Genomic DNA, 16460 nt, shown 5'->3' with positions numbered 1-16460 from the left:
CTCATTTGCCATTACAGGATGTCAACATGACTCAAGATGAAATGAAAAAAGCCGCTGGCTGGGCTGCTCTCAAATACGTTGAGAAAGACAGCATTGTGGGTGTAGGCACTGGCTCAACCGTCAATCACTTTATCGATGCCCTCGCCACCATGAAGGCCGATATTGAAGGTGCGGTATCAAGCTCAGAAGCCTCAACCCAAAAAATGAAAGCCCTTGGCATCCCAGTTTATGACTTAAACAGCGTCGATAAATTATCTGTGTATGTCGATGGTGCCGATGAAATCAACGGCCATATGGACATGATCAAAGGCGGCGGCGCGGCATTAACCCGCGAGAAAATCGTTGCGGCTGTGGCTGAAAAGTTTGTCTGTATCGTGGATAACACTAAACAAGTGGATATTTTGGGTGAATTCCCACTGCCCGTTGAAGTGATCCCAATGGCGCGTTCTTACGTGGCCCGTGAACTCGTCAAACTCGGCGGCGACCCAGTGTACCGTGAAGGCGTTGTGACTGATAACGGCAACGTAATCCTCGACGTTTACAACCTTAAGATCATCAATCCTAAGGAATTAGAAGAGAAGATCAACGCCATCGTCGGCGTAGTGACTAACGGTTTGTTCGCGAAACGCGGCGCCGATGTGTTACTGGTTGGCACCCCTGAAGGCGTGAAAACCTTTACCGCTTAAGGCAAGGTGAGTCGAAAGACTCCCATGCGAGAAACAAAAATGCCAGTGCAACTGCACCGGCATTTTTTATGACCCTCATTTTTTATAACACTAAGGCCATTAAGCGATTACCACACTCGAGCTACTAAGCCCTTGAGGTAAAAACCTTCAGGGAAGGCACTACCAATCGGGTGATCACTCGCCTGACTTAAACGCTCGATAAATTGGATCTCACGCTTAGCATCCAGTGCCGCATCGGCAACGATTTTTTGGAACAGATCCGCAGGCATCAATCCCGAGCAAGAGAAGGTCAACAGCACCCCGCCCGGATTTAATAATTGTAGCGCAATCATATTGATATCTTTATAGCCACGACAGGCGCCATTGAGCTGCGACTTATTGTCGGCAAACTTTGGCGGGTCGAGCACGATCACATCGAAGGTTTTACCCTCATCGCGGTACTGACGTAACAGCTTAAACACATCGGCTTCGTTGTAATGCACATTATCATCATTTAAGCCATTGACTCGCATGTTCAAACGCGCGGTATCGAGGGCAAGTGCCGACACGTCGACGTTTTCAATGCTGGCGGCGCCCGCCTTAGCGGCATACAGGCCAAAGGTGCCCGTGTAGCAAAAACAGTTCAGCACCGATTTGCCCTTCACAAACCGCGCGGCCATGGCACGGTTGTCGCGCTGGTCGAGGTAGAAACCAGTCTTATGACCCTTAGTCACATCGACGGCAATCTTGATACCGTTTTCTTCAATAATGACGGGCATTTCAGGCAGCGTGCCATGGAGCAGTCCCATGGTAGAGGCTAAGCCTTCTTTCTTACGGGAATCGACATCTGAGCGCTCGTAAATCGCGCAATCGGGATACAGCTCGGCGAGCACATCGACAATAGTGTCACGCCATACATCGGCGCCCATGCTCAGCAATTGGCAGACCAACACATTAGCGTATTTATCAATGGTGATACCGGGCAGACCATCGGACTCGGCGGCAATTAAGCGGTAACCGGTTAAGCCTTGCTCACGAATCAGATCGTCGCGTCCCGCTTGGGCGCGCAGAATACGGCGCTTAAAAAACTCACGGTCAATTTCTTCTTCGCGATCGAAAGTCCAAATCCGCACTTGGATTTGAGACTCAGGAGACCAAGCACCACGGCCCAACCAATGACCATCATGGGCAACCACATCGACGGTATCGCCCGCTTCGAGTTTACCTTTAACGTTGTGGATCCCGTTGGAAAAAACCCAAGGATGACGACGCTCAAGGGACTTTTCGCGACCGGGTTTAAGTTTGATTCTGACTGCCATAGTACCGCCTTAAAAAAGTACCGCCTTGCTAAATTGAACCGCCACAACAAACTGCGTTAAGTTCGTCAGGCGCCGTCTTCAAAAAATGGAAGCGGATAATATACCTAATATCGTTTGAGCGCGAGCCATCCACAGTAAACAACGCGCGTCCACCGTCAACAACGCGCAATAGTGCCGCGCTAAGTGATGGCGATCATAGCTTAGTTTTCGCCGCAAAACCCACTTGTCACAGCCGATTTTTGGCAAACCAGCACGATTTTCGACGAGATAAACAGGATTTCGCTGAAAGATATTCTAGCCCCTTAAGGTCTTATCCCAGTAACAGGACTTAAGCAAAAGCTGCACAAGCAACTAGGCTTATTCCTGTGTTTATCCATCCGCTTTATATGCTGCCTATTGGTGCTGTCGTTATAAAAGCAAGCTAATCAACAAGATGACTCATGTAGTCAGAATGCAAAGGAAGAGACCATGAATAAGAAAGCCCAAACCGCACTTTCAGGTGCAGCACTTGCTATGGCCATGGCCGGTATGGCAAGCCAAGTGAATGCAGCAGAACCTATGACCAGCGCAGACAGTAGCGACCTCGTCCACTGTTATGGCGTGAATACCTGTAAAGGCCATAACGACTGTAAAACCGCAGACAATGCCTGCGCCGGACACGCCAGCTGTAAAGGCAGTGGATTTGTGGCTATGCCATCCAAGAGTTGTGGTGATGTCGGTGGCAAAGTGGCCGATGATTGGGTGGGCAAAATCGCCAATACCGAGCTAGTGCACTGCTATGGCATTAATACCTGCAAAGGCCATAATGACTGTAAAACAGCAGACAATGCCTGCGCCGGACACGCCAGCTGTAAAGGCAGTGGTTTTGTAGCTACCCCAGCGAAAGCCTGTGGCGACTTAGGTGGCAAGGTCGGCGCCTAAGGCTTATCCGCAAGCTTGGTACAGAGGAAGAAGCGGTCGGAATCTGGGCCGCTTCAGCCACTCAGTCATCATGAGGTTGATACATGGATAAACAGCGTCTCACTCACCCTACCCTAGGTTTTGGTTTAGGGCTGCGAACCCAGCACTTCGACCATGTGCTTAGGCATCAACCCGAGGTCGACTGGTTCGAGATACTCTCGGAAAACTTTATGGTCGCGGGCGGAAAACCCCGCTATTACCTGAGTGAGATTGCCGAGCGTTATCCGCTGGTGATGCACGGCGTTTCTTTATCCATCGGCAGCACAGATCCGCTGAATATGGATTATCTCAAGGCGCTCAAACAACTCGCGAATGAAGTGCAGCCCCAATGGATTTCGGATCATATTTGCTGGACCTCCATTCACGGCATCAATAGCCATGACTTACTGCCCCTACCCTACACCGAAGAAACCGTGAGACACGTGGCCGAGCGCATCGGCATAGTGCAGGACTTTTTAGGCCGCCGCATTCTAATGGAGAACGTCTCCAGCTATTTGTCCTACCAAGACTCCACCATGAATGAGTGGCAATTTGTTAATGCGGTAGCCGAGGAGGCTGATTGCCTATTACTGTTAGACATCAACAACATCTATGTCAGCGCCCGTAACCATCAGTTTCCCCCTGAGGATTATCTGCTGCAAATCGCGCCTAACCGGGTGCAACAATTTCACCTAGCGGGCCACTCGGATTACGGCGACTATGTTATCGACACCCATGATCACGACGTTTGCCCCAGTGTCTGGGAGCTGTATCGGCAGGCATTAACCCGCTTTGGTGGTGTCAGCACTATGATTGAGCGCGATGCCAATATCCCCGAATTTAATGCGTTAGAAGCCGAGTTAGCAATTGCCCGCAACATCGCCCGCACCAGCTTAGGTGAGTCCCACCCTCTGGTTTACAGACCGCGGCAGGAGACGGTGGCATGAGTCAACTTCGCGAGATCCAACAGCAATTTATGGATTATCTGCTGGCAAGCGCCGCCCAAACGCCAATACCAGAAACCATAGAGAAACCCTTTAGTGACAAAGTTGCCGAGCAAGGCGGCGTTGGCCGAGATATCCGCATGCAGATTTACGCCAATGCCTATCGCATTCGCTTAACCGAAGTCCTCGATACCGACCATGAAATACTCGGTCTGTATTTAGGCGATGACTTATTCGCACGCATGGCCAATGGCTATATCGCCCACCAGCCCTCACGTTTTACTTCGTTACGCCAATTTGCCGATGCCCTGCCCGGCTACTTAGCCAGCGACGCTTTTTTTAGTCAGTATCCGATTATCAGCGATATCGCGAGATTCGAGCGCCGCCTACTCAATGCCTTCGATGCTAAAGATGAACAGCGCGCAAGTTTTGCGGCGCTGCAATCCTTACCCGCCGATGCTTGGCCCTATTGCCAACTGCGTTTTCACCCTAGCGTGCAGCTTTTTGAGTGTGCCAGCAATGCGGTCGAAACCTGGCAAGCCTTAAAGCATCAACAAGTCCCACCCGCGCCCGATTATCAAGGTAAACACGCTTGGTTACTCTGGCGCGGCGAGAATCGTTTAACGGAGTTTATCTCCCTTGCAGAATACCAATTAGCCTTAATTCAAGGATTTATTCACGGCGCCAATATTGCCGAGCAATGTGAATTGATGCTGAACTTTTTTACGCCAGAAGAGGCCATGCAGCAGCTGTTGCAAGCGCTGCAAGCTTGGTTTCAATTAGGCTTGATATTGAGTGTTCAGCCGAACGATTAAGGCATCTGCCGTTATGTACAGCTAGCAACTGCTCTAACCGCTAACGCCGCAGTGCCAACTCCACTATCACGGGCGCATGGTCGGTACTATAGGCATCGCGCTCATATTCGGGCCTGACTAAGTGTCTATCGCAGGTCTGATAATCCACCACCTGCGCCAAACTGCGGCTATCGCTGGCATCAAACTCATTGGAGAGCAACACATAATCCAGCACTGATCCTTTAGGACCATAGTAATGGGTGGGCGACCTATGCTCACGGTAATGGACGGCGTTATCGGCTAAATTGGCTTCGATAAACAGCTCATAGGCATCTTGTAATCGATAGTGGGCAAATACTTGCGCTAACGCCGCATCGGATAAATGCCCAAGCCCTGCGGCTTTAATATCGTTACTGTGCAGCGCTTCGCCTTGGAGCGTTAACGCATCCAGCGCGCCTAAGGACAAACTATCGTTAAAATCCCCCATCAGGATCACTGGATATTTGGCACTCTGTCTTCTGGCGAGTATGGCATGGAACAGCAACGCCGCCTCGGCGCCCCGCTGCATGGTCGAGGCCCAGCGACCAAGAGCTTGTTCGGTTAATAGCTTAGTCTCGGCGTGTAACTTAAGATCCGACGGCGCATTTAACGACAAGCCCAAGGGATGCGGCTCTAAGGCCAATCCTGGCCGCTTAGATTTAAAATGCACCACATAGCAATCACAGGGGCCAATCTGCGGCACCGCCACTGTCGCCCGTAACACTTTACGGCTAAAGCTAAATTCGCTCGACAGACCCATCGCCGCCACTAAGTGCACCTCTGGTTCGATAGCGTGTACCTCAAGGATAGGGAAGCGAGACGCTAACGCCACCACAGGGCTTTGGTAGATATAGTCACTGACTAAGGTCGCACTATCGACCACCGCAAAGTGAGTGAGTCCCTGCTGCAACGCAAGCTGGCGTAACGGTTCGGGGCTAAACACCTCCTGAAACCCGACAATATCCGGATGATGTTGATTCAATAACTCGCTAAACCACTGGCACTTTTTCTGCCATTGGCCGTGGCTATAGATATTCTCAAAATCGTAAAAGGCAGAGGGCGGCTCGATAAAGTTAAATAGATTCACGGTCGCAATTTTGATATTCGATTGTGTTGTATTCGCCGAGCTCGACGGTTCTGGGGAATGCTGCGCCACAATATGATTCCTCTTAAGCCAAATCATCGCTATCAATAAGCGATTTAAATAGATGCAGACTCGAAACGGTTACTCGCCCAAAGCTTAGGCGATAGACACACTCTTACCCCATCAGAAACAAGGTTATACCTAAATCGATCTCAGCATCAATCAGCCGTGTTATTGCTCACTTACCATTGACGCCGCTATCAGCTTAATAGCCGATATCATTGGGCATCTCGTCCATTTAATATTGCGACTATATTACTCGATTTACCAACGGCATAGGTCGGTTACAGTGAACAGAATAGTTACAACGTCCTTAGAGATGCAGTGGTGGCGCACAGGTTTGTGCGATAGCTTAAAACCACAATCGGAAGGCAAGGCACTATCAAACTTATCGCTTATTTCCCCCATCAGGTTGAGGTCGGATATTTGCGCCAGTTCATAAATTTGTTGTTTATTAATAAAATGATAAGAATAAAACCCTAGGGTAAGTTACGCTTTTATTAGCCGCATTTTGATTTAACACCTGCCTCACAGGAATCGCCCATTAACGGGCGAACAAGCTGCTGCCATAACAATATCGACAAAGGTTTAGAGGTTTTTATGTGGTTTCATTCCAAACTCAAAGCAGAAAACGAAGCGCTTAAACAGCGGCTGATGGATCAACAACACAGACACGAATTGGAAATTGAAGAGTTAAAAAACATGGCCCGAGAAAACGAGGCCATGCAGCAACAGTCCCGTCAGCATATTGATCTGTATAGCGAAGTCATCGCCTGCCAAAACCAAGGCGGCGAGATGCTAAATGCAGTGAGAGAAGGCCTAGCCAGCAGCGCCGAATTACTCACAGAAGAACAGGCTGCGCTGTCTGAATTAGATAAAATATTTGATCAAACACGGGTAGCAATTGCCAATTTAGGCAGCCGCGCGACTGACATCAACGAGCAAGCCACCAACAGTATGGATGCCGTAACCGAGCTGAATAACACTACCTCATCGATTAATCAGTTTGTCTCCGCCATTCAAGGCATCTCAGAGCAAACCAACCTACTCGCCCTCAATGCCGCCATCGAAGCGGCTCGTGCGGGAGAAGCGGGCCGAGGCTTTGCCGTGGTCGCCGACGAAGTCAGGCAATTAGCGAGCAAGGCCCACGAGGCCAGTAGCCAAATTGAAAAACTGGTAAAGCAGATTGTGGCACAGGCGTCGAATATCAAAGAAATTGTGCATAACAATCAAAACAGTGCCCTCGATGTCGCCTCTTCTTCGACTCAAATCGGCCAAGTGGTTGAAGATGTACTTCAACGTTCTCACAAAATGCAGCAGGTGATCCACAATGCGGCGACCGCATCTTTTTTAAATACCACTAAACTCGACCACGCGGTATGGAAGAGCCATGTGTATCAATTAATTGAGAAGAATCAACATAACCACAGTGTGAACTCCCATACAGAGTGCCGCTTGGGTCAATGGTATTTCAAAGGATTTGGCGCGGAAAATTATCAGCATTTAAGCAACTTTAAAGCCCTCGACGCTCCCCATAAGGCTGTGCACGATGCGGGTAAAGCGGCGCTGGCTGCAAAACAGAAAGGCAACTTAGCAGACATGGTAAAGCAGTTACATGCTATGGAAGACTCGAGTATGCGGGTTGTGGCTTGCCTCGATAATCTACTGCGAGATGTGTATCGCCAGTAACTCGCGAGTGTCAGCAGAGATGAGCGCCCTTGGGCGCTCTTTTTATTGCTAAGTCTCTCTTCCCTTCCCGCTCCTGCACTCGTAGTAAGGGAAATTCACTATCTATTTGCCGTTGCCTGCAAGAGCCATTGCGCCATCAAAGCCTACAAATACCCCAGAGCCTCCTTGATAGCCTAGGGCTTATCAACTTTACTTCATTGAGAGCATGCAGTGAGACTTGCTGATAACAGTTTCATTTTTGGGATTATTAATGAAGTTTGCCACACATCTACTCGTCATGATTTGCCTGTGTATTCTTCCGTATCGAGCGCTTGCCGCCCTCAGTATCTATACCGAAGAATGGGCTCCCATTAGCTTTTCAGTCGACGGTAAACCCGATGGTTTAGCGGTGCAAGTGGTGCAAGAAATTCAAAAGCGCGTGAATAATCAGGATCCCATCAAGGTCGTTCCCTGGGCACGCGGATGGAAAATCATGACAGAACAGCCTAATACTGTGCTGTTTGCCATGACCAGAACGCCTGCACGGGAACAACTGTTCAGCATGATTGGTCCTATCGCCACCGGGACCATTAACTTCTACGCCCTAAAAGACAGTCAACTCAAGATTAACTCGATTGATGATGCCAAGCAGGCGAAGGCCGTGGGGGTGTATCGCTCTTCCGTGGAAGAGCAATTATTAATGGATCATCAGTTTATGAATATTGCGCCCTCTACCACGCCGCTACTGAGCGCAAAGCAACTAATGAAAAAGCGTATCGATTTATGGTGCAATACTAACCTCACCGCACCGAGTATTCTCGCCGAAGCGGGCGCGAGTATGGATGACGTCAAATCCCTCTACACGATCAACGAAAATCATCTGTACATTTCTTTTTCGAAGGGAACACCAACGGAGGAAGTCGATAAGTGGAAAGAGGCACTTATCAACATCAAGGCCGATGGCACCTTTGCACAAATCTATCACCGCTGGCTGCCCAATGACGCGCCGCCAATGGAAACCGAGCGCGTTGGACAATAAAGCTATAGCGCAACGTATTGAGCACAAAAACAAAGGCCGGATAACTAGGTTATCCGGCCTTTTGATGACAGAAGCTTAGGCTTATTTTGCCAATACGCGCTGATGCAGCTCTTGCACTGACGTCACGTTAGTGCGGTCGTCCGCAGCGTGTGCCATACAAGTGGCGAATGCTGCGTTCATGGTCGTGGTATAGTTCACTTTGTAACGCAGTGCACCGCGACGTAATTGACGAGAGTCTTCAATCGCTTGACGGCCTTCGGTGGTGTTCACGATATAGGTGTATTCACCGTTCTTGATGCGGTCAAGAATGTGTGGACGGCCTTCGTGTACCTTGTTCACTAAGCGTGGGTTGATACCCGCTTCACCTAGGATAACCGCAGTACCGTGGGTGGCATCGATTTGATAACCCAGCTCAATCAACTTAGCGGCTAAGTCGGCAACACGTTTCTTGTCGCTGTTACGCACAGACAAGAGAGCACGACCAGACTTAGGCACTTCAGAAGTCGCACCTAACTGCGCCTTAGCATAGGCTTCGGCGAAGGTATCGCCCACGCCCATCACCTCACCTGTTGAGCGCATTTCTGGGCCTAACAGTGGGTCAACGCCAGGGAACTTGTTAAATGGCAGTACCACTTCTTTCACTGAGTAGAAAGGTGGGATCACTTCTTCAGTAAAGTTTTGCGCCTTCAAGCTTTGACCCGCCATCACACGGGCGGCAATCTTAGCTAACGGCACGCCTGTCGCTTTCGATACGAATGGCACGGTACGCGCTGCACGTGGGTTAACTTCAATCATGTAGATTTCGTTATTCTTCACGGCAAACTGTACGTTCATCAGACCGACAACACCCAGCTCCATCGCCAACTTACGCACTTGCACGCGCATTTCGTCTTGGATAGCTTGGCTTAAGGTGTAAGGAGGCAGCGAACAGCCAGAGTCACCTGAGTGAACACCCGCCTGCTCGATATGCTCCATAATCGCGCCGATAACTACGGTTTCACCGTCACATACTGCGTCGATATCCACTTCGATAGCATCGTCTAGGAAGTGGTCTAACAGTACTGGCGAAGCGTTAGATACGCTTACCGCTTCGTTGAAGTAGCGCAGTAAATCCTGTTGGTCGTAAACGATTTCCATCGCGCGGCCGCCCAGTACGTAGGATGGACGAACAACTAATGGATAACCGATACGCTCGGCGGCAATCACAGCACCTTCAACGGTGGTGACTGTATCGTTTTCAGGCTGCTTCATTTCCAGACGTTGAATCGCTTGCTGGAAACGCTCACGGTCTTCAGCACGGTCAATCGCATCTGGGCTAGTACCAATAATTGGCACACCCGCCGCCTCAAGGGCGCGAGCCAGTTTCAGCGGAGTTTGACCACCGTACTGCACGATAACGCCCTTTGGCTTCTCGATACGGACGATTTCTAACACGTCTTCTAAAGTAACAGGCTCGAAGTACAGACGATCTGAAGTGTCGTAGTCGGTAGAAACGGTTTCAGGGTTACAGTTCACCATGATGGTTTCGTAACCGTCTTCACGTAGGGCTAATGCCGCGTGCACACAGCAGTAATCGAATTCGATACCTTGACCGATACGGTTTGGACCACCACCTAACACCATGATTTTCTCACGGTCAGATGGGTTCGCTTCACACTCTTCCTCATAGGTTGAGTACATGTAAGCGGTGTCGGTGGCAAATTCAGCCGCGCAGGTATCTACGCGCTTGTAAACTGGGTGGATATCGAAACGGTCACGCAGTTTACGGACTTCAGTCTCGTTTACGCCAAGGACCGCTGCCAGACGCGCATCGGCAAAGCCTTTACGCTTAAGCTTACGCAGCAGCTCTTCGTTAAGACCGGCTAAACCGCCTTCGGCCACTTGGCCTTCCAGCTTAATCAGCTCTTCAATCTGGACTAAGAACCATGGGTCGATGTTGGTTAAACGGAAGATTTCATCCAGGGTTAAACCCGCACGCATAGCGTCGGCAATGTACCAAATACGGTCACAGCCTGGCTCTTTCAGCTCGAGGCGAATGCGCGCTAAGGCATCGGGTTTGGTTAAGTCAGTGATTGGGTCAAAGCCGTGACGGCTCACTTCTAAACCGCGCAGGGCTTTTTGCAGTGACTCTTGGAAAGTACGGCCAATTGCCATCACTTCGCCCACTGACTTCATCTGCGTGGTTAGGCGATCGTTTGATCCGGCAAATTTTTCAAAGTTAAAGCGAGGTACTTTAGTCACGACGTAGTCGATGGCTGGCTCGAATGACGCTGGCGTACGGCCACCAGTAATGTCGTTCATCAGCTCATCGAGGGTGAAACCGACCGCTAACTTGGCGGCGATTTTCGCAATCGGGAAGCCTGTCGCTTTAGACGCCAGTGCCGATGAACGTGATACGCGTGGGTTCATCTCGATGATCACCATACGGCCATCTTTCGGATTGATACCAAACTGTACGTTCGAACCACCGGTTTCAACACCAATCTCACGCAGTACTGCCATAGAGGCGTTACGCATCAGTTGGTATTCTTTGTCTGTCAGGGTTTGTGCTGGCGCAACGGTAATAGAGTCACCAGTGTGCACGCCCATTGGGTCGAAGTTTTCGATAGAACACACGATGATACAGTTGTCGTTACGGTCACGAACCACTTCCATCTCGTATTCTTTCCAACCGATTAAGCTCTCGTCGATGAGCAGCTCTTTGGTTGGCGATAAATCTAAACCTTGAGAACAGATTTCTTCGAACTCTTCCTTGTTGTAGGCGATACCACCGCCTGAGCCACCCATAGTGAATGATGGACGGATAATACAAGGGAAACCAACGAGGTCGAGCACGCCATAGGCTTCTTCCATGCTGTGGGCGATGCCCGCGCGTGGACACTCTAAGCCAATGCTCTTCATGGCTTTGTCGAAGCGGCTACGGTCTTCTGCTTTATCAATCGCATCGGCGGTTGCACCGATCATTTCAACGTTGAATTCAGCCAGTACGCCTTTGGCTTCAAGCTCAAGGGCGCAGTTCAGCGCGGTTTGACCGCCCATGGTTGGCAGAATCGCATCAGGACGTTCTTTAGCGATAATGTTACGTACCACTTCCCATTGGATTGGCTCGATGTAAGTGGCATCGGCCATTTCAGGGTCGGTCATAATGGTGGCAGGGTTAGAGTTCACCAGAATGACGCGGTAACCTTCTTCACGCAGGGCTTTACAGGCTTGAGCGCCTGAATAGTCGAACTCACACGCCTGACCAATGACAATCGGGCCTGCACCTAGGATAAGAATACTCTTTATATCTGTACGTTTTGGCATTGCTTCTCTCTTCTCCTAGCTTGCGTATTACTTAGCGTTCTGACGGTATTGTTCAATAAGCTCGATAAAGTGATCGAACAGTGGGGCCGCATCGTTCGGACCAGGGCTCGCTTCAGGGTGACCTTGGAAGCTGAACGCAGGTTTGTCCGTCAGATGGATACCTTGCAGTGAACCATCGAACAGTGACTTGTGGGTCACTTTGATATTGGCAGGTAATGTGGCTTCATCGGCAGCAAAACCGTGGTTTTGGCTGGTGATCATCACGTTACCTTTTTCGATATTGCTCACTGGGTGGTTAGCACCGTGGTGACCAAACTTCATCTTTAAGGTTTTCGCGCCTGATGCCAATGCCAGTAATTGGTGGCCTAAACAGATACCAAAAATCGGCGTATCGGTTTTCAGGATTTGTTGAATCGCTTCGATGGCGTAATCACATGGCTCTGGGTCACCAGGGCCGTTAGAGAGGAACACACCGTCTGGGTTCATCGCTAACACTTCAGCAGCCGATGTTTTTGCAGGAACCACTGTGACATCACAGCCACGGTCAACCAACATGCGCAGGATGTTTTGCTTAACGCCGTAGTCATAGGCAACCACTTTGTACTTCAGCGCTTCAGCTGGCGTGTCTTCAGGCAAACCGCCCACCAAACGCCAACTACCTTTACGCCATTGATAGGCCGTCTCGGTAGTCACTTCTTTCGCTAAATCCATGCCCTTTAAACCCGGGAAGGCTTTAGCAGCAGCAAGTGCTTTGGCTTCATCTAAGTCAGCACCCGCCATGATGCAACCCGCTTGGGCACCTTTTTCACGGAGGATTCGAGTTAATTTACGAGTATCGATATCTGCTATGCCAACAACATTGTTTGCTTTGAGATAATCGCTGAGAGTTTGTTGATTACGGAAACTACTTGCTATAAGCGGAAGATCGCGAATGATTAAACCACAAGCATGAACCCCATTGGATTCGACGTCTTCATTATTGGTACCAGTATTACCAATGTGGGGGTAGGTTAAAGTTACAATCTGGCGTGAATAAGAGGGATCAGTTAAAATTTCTTGGTATCCAGTCATCGAAGTGTTAAAAACAACTTCACCAACAGAGAGACCATCGGCACCTATCGCTGTGCCAGTGAATACGGTTCCATCTTCGAGTACGAGTAAGGCAGACTTTGTCAACGCGACCTCCATAAAGAGCCAAGCCACTGAAATATAATGTTTTTATGTTGTATTAAGATACCAATTTCCGCTGATTTACGAAATTTTGACAAATTCCAGCGAGTTTACAGGATAAACTCGAACTCGTCTACACTTTGGCATCTGAGTGCAAAAAAAAACGCCAAATGGCGTTTTTTATTTTAATTCAAACCTAATACCTGCTGCATGTCATACAGACCCGGTTTTTGCTCCACTAACCAATGGGCGGCACGCATAGCGCCGTTAGCAAAGGTCATACGACTAGAGGCTTTATGGGTGATCTCCAAACGCTCACCGATATCGGCAAACATGGCGGTATGCTCACCGACTAAGTCGCCCGCGCGCACAGTCGCAAAACCAATCGTTTCACGGTCACGCTCGCCAGTGATCCCTTCGCGTCCATAGACGGCGCATTTTTCGAGATCGCGACCTAAGGTCTTAGCGATGACTTCACCCATTTTTAGCGCAGTGCCAGATGGCGCGTCTTTTTTATGTCTGTGGTGACCTTCGATAATTTCGATATCGGTGTAATCGCCCATGACCTCAGCGGCCAGTTCGAGCAATTTCCACATCAGATTGACACCCACAGACATATTCGGCGCCATCACTACCGGCGTTTGCTCAGCAAAGGCATTGATCTGTTCTTTTTGAGCATGATTGAAACCAGTTGTGCCAATCACCATGGCTTTCTTATGGCGCACACACCAGTCTAAATGGACAATACTGGCCTCTGGCGCAGTAAAATCAATCAGCACATCAAAGTCATCGGTCGCATAGTCGAGCGAATCCATCACTAGGACATTTAACTTGCCGACACCGGCAAGCTCGCCCGCATCCACGCCAACTAAGCTTGAACCAGGACGCTCGATAGCGGCACCTAAGCGAATGTGCTCTTGATGATAAGCCGATTCAATAAGAGTCCGTCCCATGCGTCCACCCGCACCGACAATTGCAACTCTCACTTGTCCACCCATTTCAATCTCCTCAAACCTGTTCATCACTTCCATACAAAAACGCCTAAGACTGGCTTAGGCGTTTCGATCACATTAGACGATGTCTAATAACTCGACTTCAAACACTAAGGTTGAGTATGGAGGAATAGAAGCACCCGCACCACGCTCACCGTAAGCTAAGTGATGTGGAACGAATAATTTTAACTTAGTACCAACTGGCATCAGTTGCAGCGCTTCAGTCCAGCCAGCGATAACGCCAGATACTGGGAATTCAGCTGGTTGACCACGAACAACAGAGCTATCGAACACATCACCATTGATGAAAGAACCATGGTAGTGAGTACGCACAGTGTCTTCGTAGGTTGGTTTTGCACCGCTACCTTGAACTAATACTTCGTATTGCAGACCAGAGTCAGTCACGGTCACGCCGGCACGCTTAGCGTTTTCAGCTAAAAAGGCTTCGCCTTCAGCAGAAGCGGCAGCAGCAGCTTGCTCTTGAGCCGCTTGAATACGACGGCTGATCTCAGTGAATGCAACTTGCATATCTTGCATAGATACAGCGCTTTCAACGCCAGCAAATGCATCGGCTAAACCTGCTTGAACGGCAGCAATATCCACACCTTCAAAAGAATTAGCAGCCAGTTGCTCGCCCATTTGACGACCTACACCATAGCTTGCTTGCTGTTCAACAGTACTGAATTTATCAGACATAATTAACGACTCTCAATGTTCAATGGAATTTTGCGCGCCAGTTTACCATAGTTCCACGCCCTATGCTGATAAACTGACTGCTTATTTAACTTTGGCGGCGATTTTACGTAACCGATGCGTATTTATCCAGCAATAGCGCCTAATTGCGGCAAGATAAGGCCTGCCTTTAAACGAGCGCCACGCTCTGAATGACTATTTAGGCAACACGCATTGGTTTTTGATACTCGCCTTTGCGCTCTGATACAAAGGCTGCATTTGCCCCTGTAATTGCTCGAGTTGGGCGATGCGGTTGCTGTTTGATGGGTGCGTCGATAACAGCTCTGGCCCTTGGCTACCGCCCGCTTTCGACATATTGTGCCAAAGCACCACGCTCTGGGCGGGGTCAAACCCTGCCCGTGCCATCAACTCCAGCCCCATCACATCCGCCTCACTCTCCTGAGCGCGGCCAAAGGGTAAAATCACCCCAACCTGCGCTCCCAGTCCTAAGGCCGACATATATAAGTCACGGTTTGAGACGCCGCTCGCGCCAAGGGCGGCATCGGCGATTTGCATCCCCATGCCCGTCATCTGCGCCCGTGAGACCTGCTCATTACCGTGCTGGGCTAAGACGTGGGCCACTTCATGGCCTAATACGGTCGCCAGTTGGTCTGGAGTGCTCGCGACTTTTAATAAGCCCGTATACACGCCAATGTGCCCGCCGGGCAATGCAAAGGCGTTCACTTGCTCGGAGTTGAACAAGACGACATCCCACTTCTGGCTTTGATCGGGCAGCACAGCGGTGACGCGATTCGCCACGCAATTTACGTACTGGGTGAGCTTTTTATCACTGCTGATCTTTTGCTGCTTTTTCATTTCTTCAAAAGAAGCATCTCCCATTTGCTGCATCTGCGAAGCCGAATACAGCAAGGTTTGGCCACGCCCCGTGGGCGATTTAGTGGTCGCGCAGCCCGATAATCCTAACGTAAGTCCAATCGCCACTAAGGCGAGTGATGTTGCTTTCATAGGGAACTCCTTAATCCGAACGAGGCCGAACCTCGCAGCCAAGTGACTCAACTAATCATGATTAAGATTTTACTGAGATAGCAAGCAGAAGCCAAACGACATTCAGCACTTGCCTTAAAGCCTAGTGAGCCTCGAGCCAGTTAAGGTGCAATATATTCTTCCCTTAACATGGCATAGAGGTATTCATCGCCCCATGCGCCCTTAAAGAAGGTGTTTTTCACATAATGGGCTTCGCGCCGAAAGCCGAGCTTTTCGAGTAATCTACAGCAGGCAAGATTTTCTACATCGGTTATCGCAATGACACGATGCTTATCTAATTCCACAAAGAGATAACCCAGCAATGCGCTGACGGCCTCAAACGCAACCTGCTGGCCTTGATACTCAGACGCAATCGTAAAGCCGATTTCCATTTGCTGTTCATCGATAAAATGCAGCGCCACATCGCCCACTAAGATGGCAGGCGTCGCTGCCGATGCCGCAGTGACAATCGCCAATTGAAACCAAGTGTCCGCCTCGCCAAATTGTGCGTAATCCATGTTCTCGAATAACGCGACAGCATCGCTATAAGAGTAATCCGTCCAGCTTTGATATTTGGCGACCTTAGGCTCGGCTCGATAGGCGGTAAAAGCTTCGAGATCAGCTCGCTGAAATGGTCGAAGCGTAAAACGTTGGGTGGTTAACCCGTGAGTTACCATGTGGTGAAGTGCGTTACCTATCGCCAATGTCGACGCCATGCCAGCTCC

The 16460-nt window shown here is 49.8% G+C and carries 14 protein-coding genes; 6 read left to right on the top strand and 8 right to left on the bottom strand.

The window, feature by feature from the left end; translation table 11 throughout:
- Nucleotides 1–26 precede the first annotated feature (26 nt).
- The gene (rpiA, locus tag SHEWMR4_RS05055) at nucleotides 27–686 is read left to right on the top strand and encodes a ribose-5-phosphate isomerase RpiA (RefSeq protein WP_011621766.1); all 660 of its coding nucleotides are present in this window, start codon (nucleotides 27–29) and stop codon (nucleotides 684–686) included.
- A gap of 107 nt (nucleotides 687–793) precedes the next feature.
- Here the strand turns inward: rpiA and SHEWMR4_RS05050 are convergent, their stop codons facing one another.
- The gene (locus SHEWMR4_RS05050) at nucleotides 794–1984 is read right to left on the bottom strand and encodes a class I SAM-dependent rRNA methyltransferase (RefSeq protein ID WP_011621765.1); all 1191 of its coding nucleotides are present in this window, start codon (nucleotides 1982–1984) and stop codon (nucleotides 794–796) included.
- Nucleotides 1985–2452: 468 nt separating this feature from the next.
- On the opposite strand from SHEWMR4_RS05050, the gene SHEWMR4_RS05045 reads away from it, so the two are divergent.
- The 3 genes from SHEWMR4_RS05045 to SHEWMR4_RS05035 all read left to right on the top strand — a co-directional run bounded on the left by SHEWMR4_RS05045 (nucleotide 2453) and on the right by SHEWMR4_RS05035 (nucleotide 4682).
- On the top strand, nucleotides 2453–2905 hold the full coding sequence (locus SHEWMR4_RS05045; protein ID WP_011621764.1) for a hypothetical protein: 453 nt from the start codon (nucleotides 2453–2455) through the stop codon (nucleotides 2903–2905).
- An 83-nt stretch (nucleotides 2906–2988) separates the two neighbouring features.
- Complete coding sequence (locus SHEWMR4_RS05040) at nucleotides 2989–3870, top strand: DUF692 domain-containing protein (RefSeq protein WP_011621763.1); 882 nt, start codon at nucleotides 2989–2991, stop codon at nucleotides 3868–3870.
- Nucleotides 3867–4682, top strand: a complete 816-nt coding sequence (locus SHEWMR4_RS05035; protein WP_011621762.1) for a DNA-binding domain-containing protein — start codon at nucleotides 3867–3869, stop codon at nucleotides 4680–4682. The genes SHEWMR4_RS05040 and SHEWMR4_RS05035 overlap by 4 nt, the downstream gene beginning before the upstream one ends.
- A gap of 40 nt (nucleotides 4683–4722) precedes the next feature.
- Here SHEWMR4_RS05035 and SHEWMR4_RS05030 read toward each other — a convergent pair whose 3' ends face one another.
- Nucleotides 4723–5856, bottom strand: a complete 1134-nt coding sequence (locus tag SHEWMR4_RS05030) for an endonuclease/exonuclease/phosphatase family protein (RefSeq protein ID WP_011621761.1) — start codon at nucleotides 5854–5856, stop codon at nucleotides 4723–4725.
- Between the two features lie 588 nt (nucleotides 5857–6444).
- On the opposite strand from SHEWMR4_RS05030, the gene SHEWMR4_RS05025 reads away from it, so the two are divergent.
- Together SHEWMR4_RS05025 and SHEWMR4_RS05020 are read left to right on the top strand one after the other, a co-directional pair.
- The gene (locus SHEWMR4_RS05025) at nucleotides 6445–7533 is read left to right on the top strand and encodes a methyl-accepting chemotaxis protein (protein WP_011621760.1); all 1089 of its coding nucleotides are present in this window, start codon (nucleotides 6445–6447) and stop codon (nucleotides 7531–7533) included.
- A 250-nt stretch (nucleotides 7534–7783) separates the two neighbouring features.
- On the top strand, nucleotides 7784–8551 hold the full coding sequence (locus SHEWMR4_RS05020; protein ID WP_011621759.1) for a substrate-binding periplasmic protein: 768 nt from the start codon (nucleotides 7784–7786) through the stop codon (nucleotides 8549–8551).
- 81 nt (nucleotides 8552–8632) lie between these two features.
- Here the strand turns inward: SHEWMR4_RS05020 and carB are convergent, their stop codons facing one another.
- From carB to SHEWMR4_RS04990, 6 genes are all read right to left on the bottom strand, one after another.
- The gene (gene carB, locus SHEWMR4_RS05015) at nucleotides 8633–11857 is read right to left on the bottom strand and encodes a carbamoyl-phosphate synthase large subunit (RefSeq protein WP_011621758.1); all 3225 of its coding nucleotides are present in this window, start codon (nucleotides 11855–11857) and stop codon (nucleotides 8633–8635) included.
- A 27-nt stretch (nucleotides 11858–11884) separates the two neighbouring features.
- Nucleotides 11885–13045: a glutamine-hydrolyzing carbamoyl-phosphate synthase small subunit gene (carA, locus tag SHEWMR4_RS05010; RefSeq protein ID WP_011621757.1), complete on the bottom strand. Its 1161-nt coding sequence runs from the start codon at nucleotides 13043–13045 to the stop codon at nucleotides 11885–11887.
- A gap of 167 nt (nucleotides 13046–13212) precedes the next feature.
- Nucleotides 13213–14025: a 4-hydroxy-tetrahydrodipicolinate reductase gene (gene dapB, locus SHEWMR4_RS05005; protein ID WP_011621756.1), complete on the bottom strand. Its 813-nt coding sequence runs from the start codon at nucleotides 14023–14025 to the stop codon at nucleotides 13213–13215.
- Nucleotides 14026–14097: 72 nt separating this feature from the next.
- Entirely contained in the window at nucleotides 14098–14715 is a 618-nt protein-coding gene (locus SHEWMR4_RS05000; RefSeq protein WP_011621755.1) for an FKBP-type peptidyl-prolyl cis-trans isomerase, read from the bottom strand.
- A gap of 192 nt (nucleotides 14716–14907) precedes the next feature.
- Nucleotides 14908–15717, bottom strand: a complete 810-nt coding sequence (locus SHEWMR4_RS04995; RefSeq protein WP_011621754.1) for a M48 family metallopeptidase — start codon at nucleotides 15715–15717, stop codon at nucleotides 14908–14910.
- Between the two features lie 140 nt (nucleotides 15718–15857).
- Complete coding sequence (locus tag SHEWMR4_RS04990) at nucleotides 15858–16451, bottom strand: GNAT family N-acetyltransferase (RefSeq protein WP_011621753.1); 594 nt, start codon at nucleotides 16449–16451, stop codon at nucleotides 15858–15860.
- Nucleotides 16452–16460: the final 9 nt, after the last annotated feature.

Origin of the sequence: Shewanella sp. MR-4 (assembly GCF_000014685.1) — a bacterium.
Classification (GTDB): Bacteria; Pseudomonadota; Gammaproteobacteria; order Enterobacterales; family Shewanellaceae; genus Shewanella.
The sequence above is the reverse complement of the archived record's forward strand: the minus strand, read 5'-3'. Positions and strand labels throughout refer to the sequence as shown.

Excerpts from the sequence above, each read along its gene's own strand:
- carA (WP_011621757.1), bottom strand. The coding sequence starts at position 13,045 with ATGGAGGTCGCGTTGACAAAGTCTGCCTTACTCGTACTCGAAGATGGA.
- SHEWMR4_RS05035 (WP_011621762.1), top strand. The coding sequence starts at position 3,867 with ATGAGTCAACTTCGCGAGATCCAACAGCAATTTATGGATTATCTGCTG.
- carB (WP_011621758.1), bottom strand. The coding sequence starts at position 11,857 with ATGCCAAAACGTACAGATATAAAGAGTATTCTTATCCTAGGTGCAGGC.
- dapB (WP_011621756.1), bottom strand. The coding sequence starts at position 14,025 with ATGGGTGGACAAGTGAGAGTTGCAATTGTCGGTGCGGGTGGACGCATG.
- SHEWMR4_RS05000 (WP_011621755.1), bottom strand. The coding sequence starts at position 14,715 with ATGTCTGATAAATTCAGTACTGTTGAACAGCAAGCAAGCTATGGTGTA.
- rpiA (WP_011621766.1), top strand. The coding sequence starts at position 27 with ATGACTCAAGATGAAATGAAAAAAGCCGCTGGCTGGGCTGCTCTCAAA.
- SHEWMR4_RS04995 (WP_011621754.1), bottom strand. The coding sequence starts at position 15,717 with ATGAAAGCAACATCACTCGCCTTAGTGGCGATTGGACTTACGTTAGGA.
- SHEWMR4_RS05045 (WP_011621764.1), top strand. The coding sequence starts at position 2,453 with ATGAATAAGAAAGCCCAAACCGCACTTTCAGGTGCAGCACTTGCTATG.
- SHEWMR4_RS04990 (WP_011621753.1), bottom strand. The coding sequence starts at position 16,451 with ATGGCGTCGACATTGGCGATAGGTAACGCACTTCACCACATGGTAACT.
- SHEWMR4_RS05040 (WP_011621763.1), top strand. The coding sequence starts at position 2,989 with ATGGATAAACAGCGTCTCACTCACCCTACCCTAGGTTTTGGTTTAGGG.
- SHEWMR4_RS05020 (WP_011621759.1), top strand. The coding sequence starts at position 7,784 with ATGAAGTTTGCCACACATCTACTCGTCATGATTTGCCTGTGTATTCTT.
- SHEWMR4_RS05050 (WP_011621765.1), bottom strand. The coding sequence starts at position 1,984 with ATGGCAGTCAGAATCAAACTTAAACCCGGTCGCGAAAAGTCCCTTGAG.
- SHEWMR4_RS05025 (WP_011621760.1), top strand. The coding sequence starts at position 6,445 with ATGTGGTTTCATTCCAAACTCAAAGCAGAAAACGAAGCGCTTAAACAG.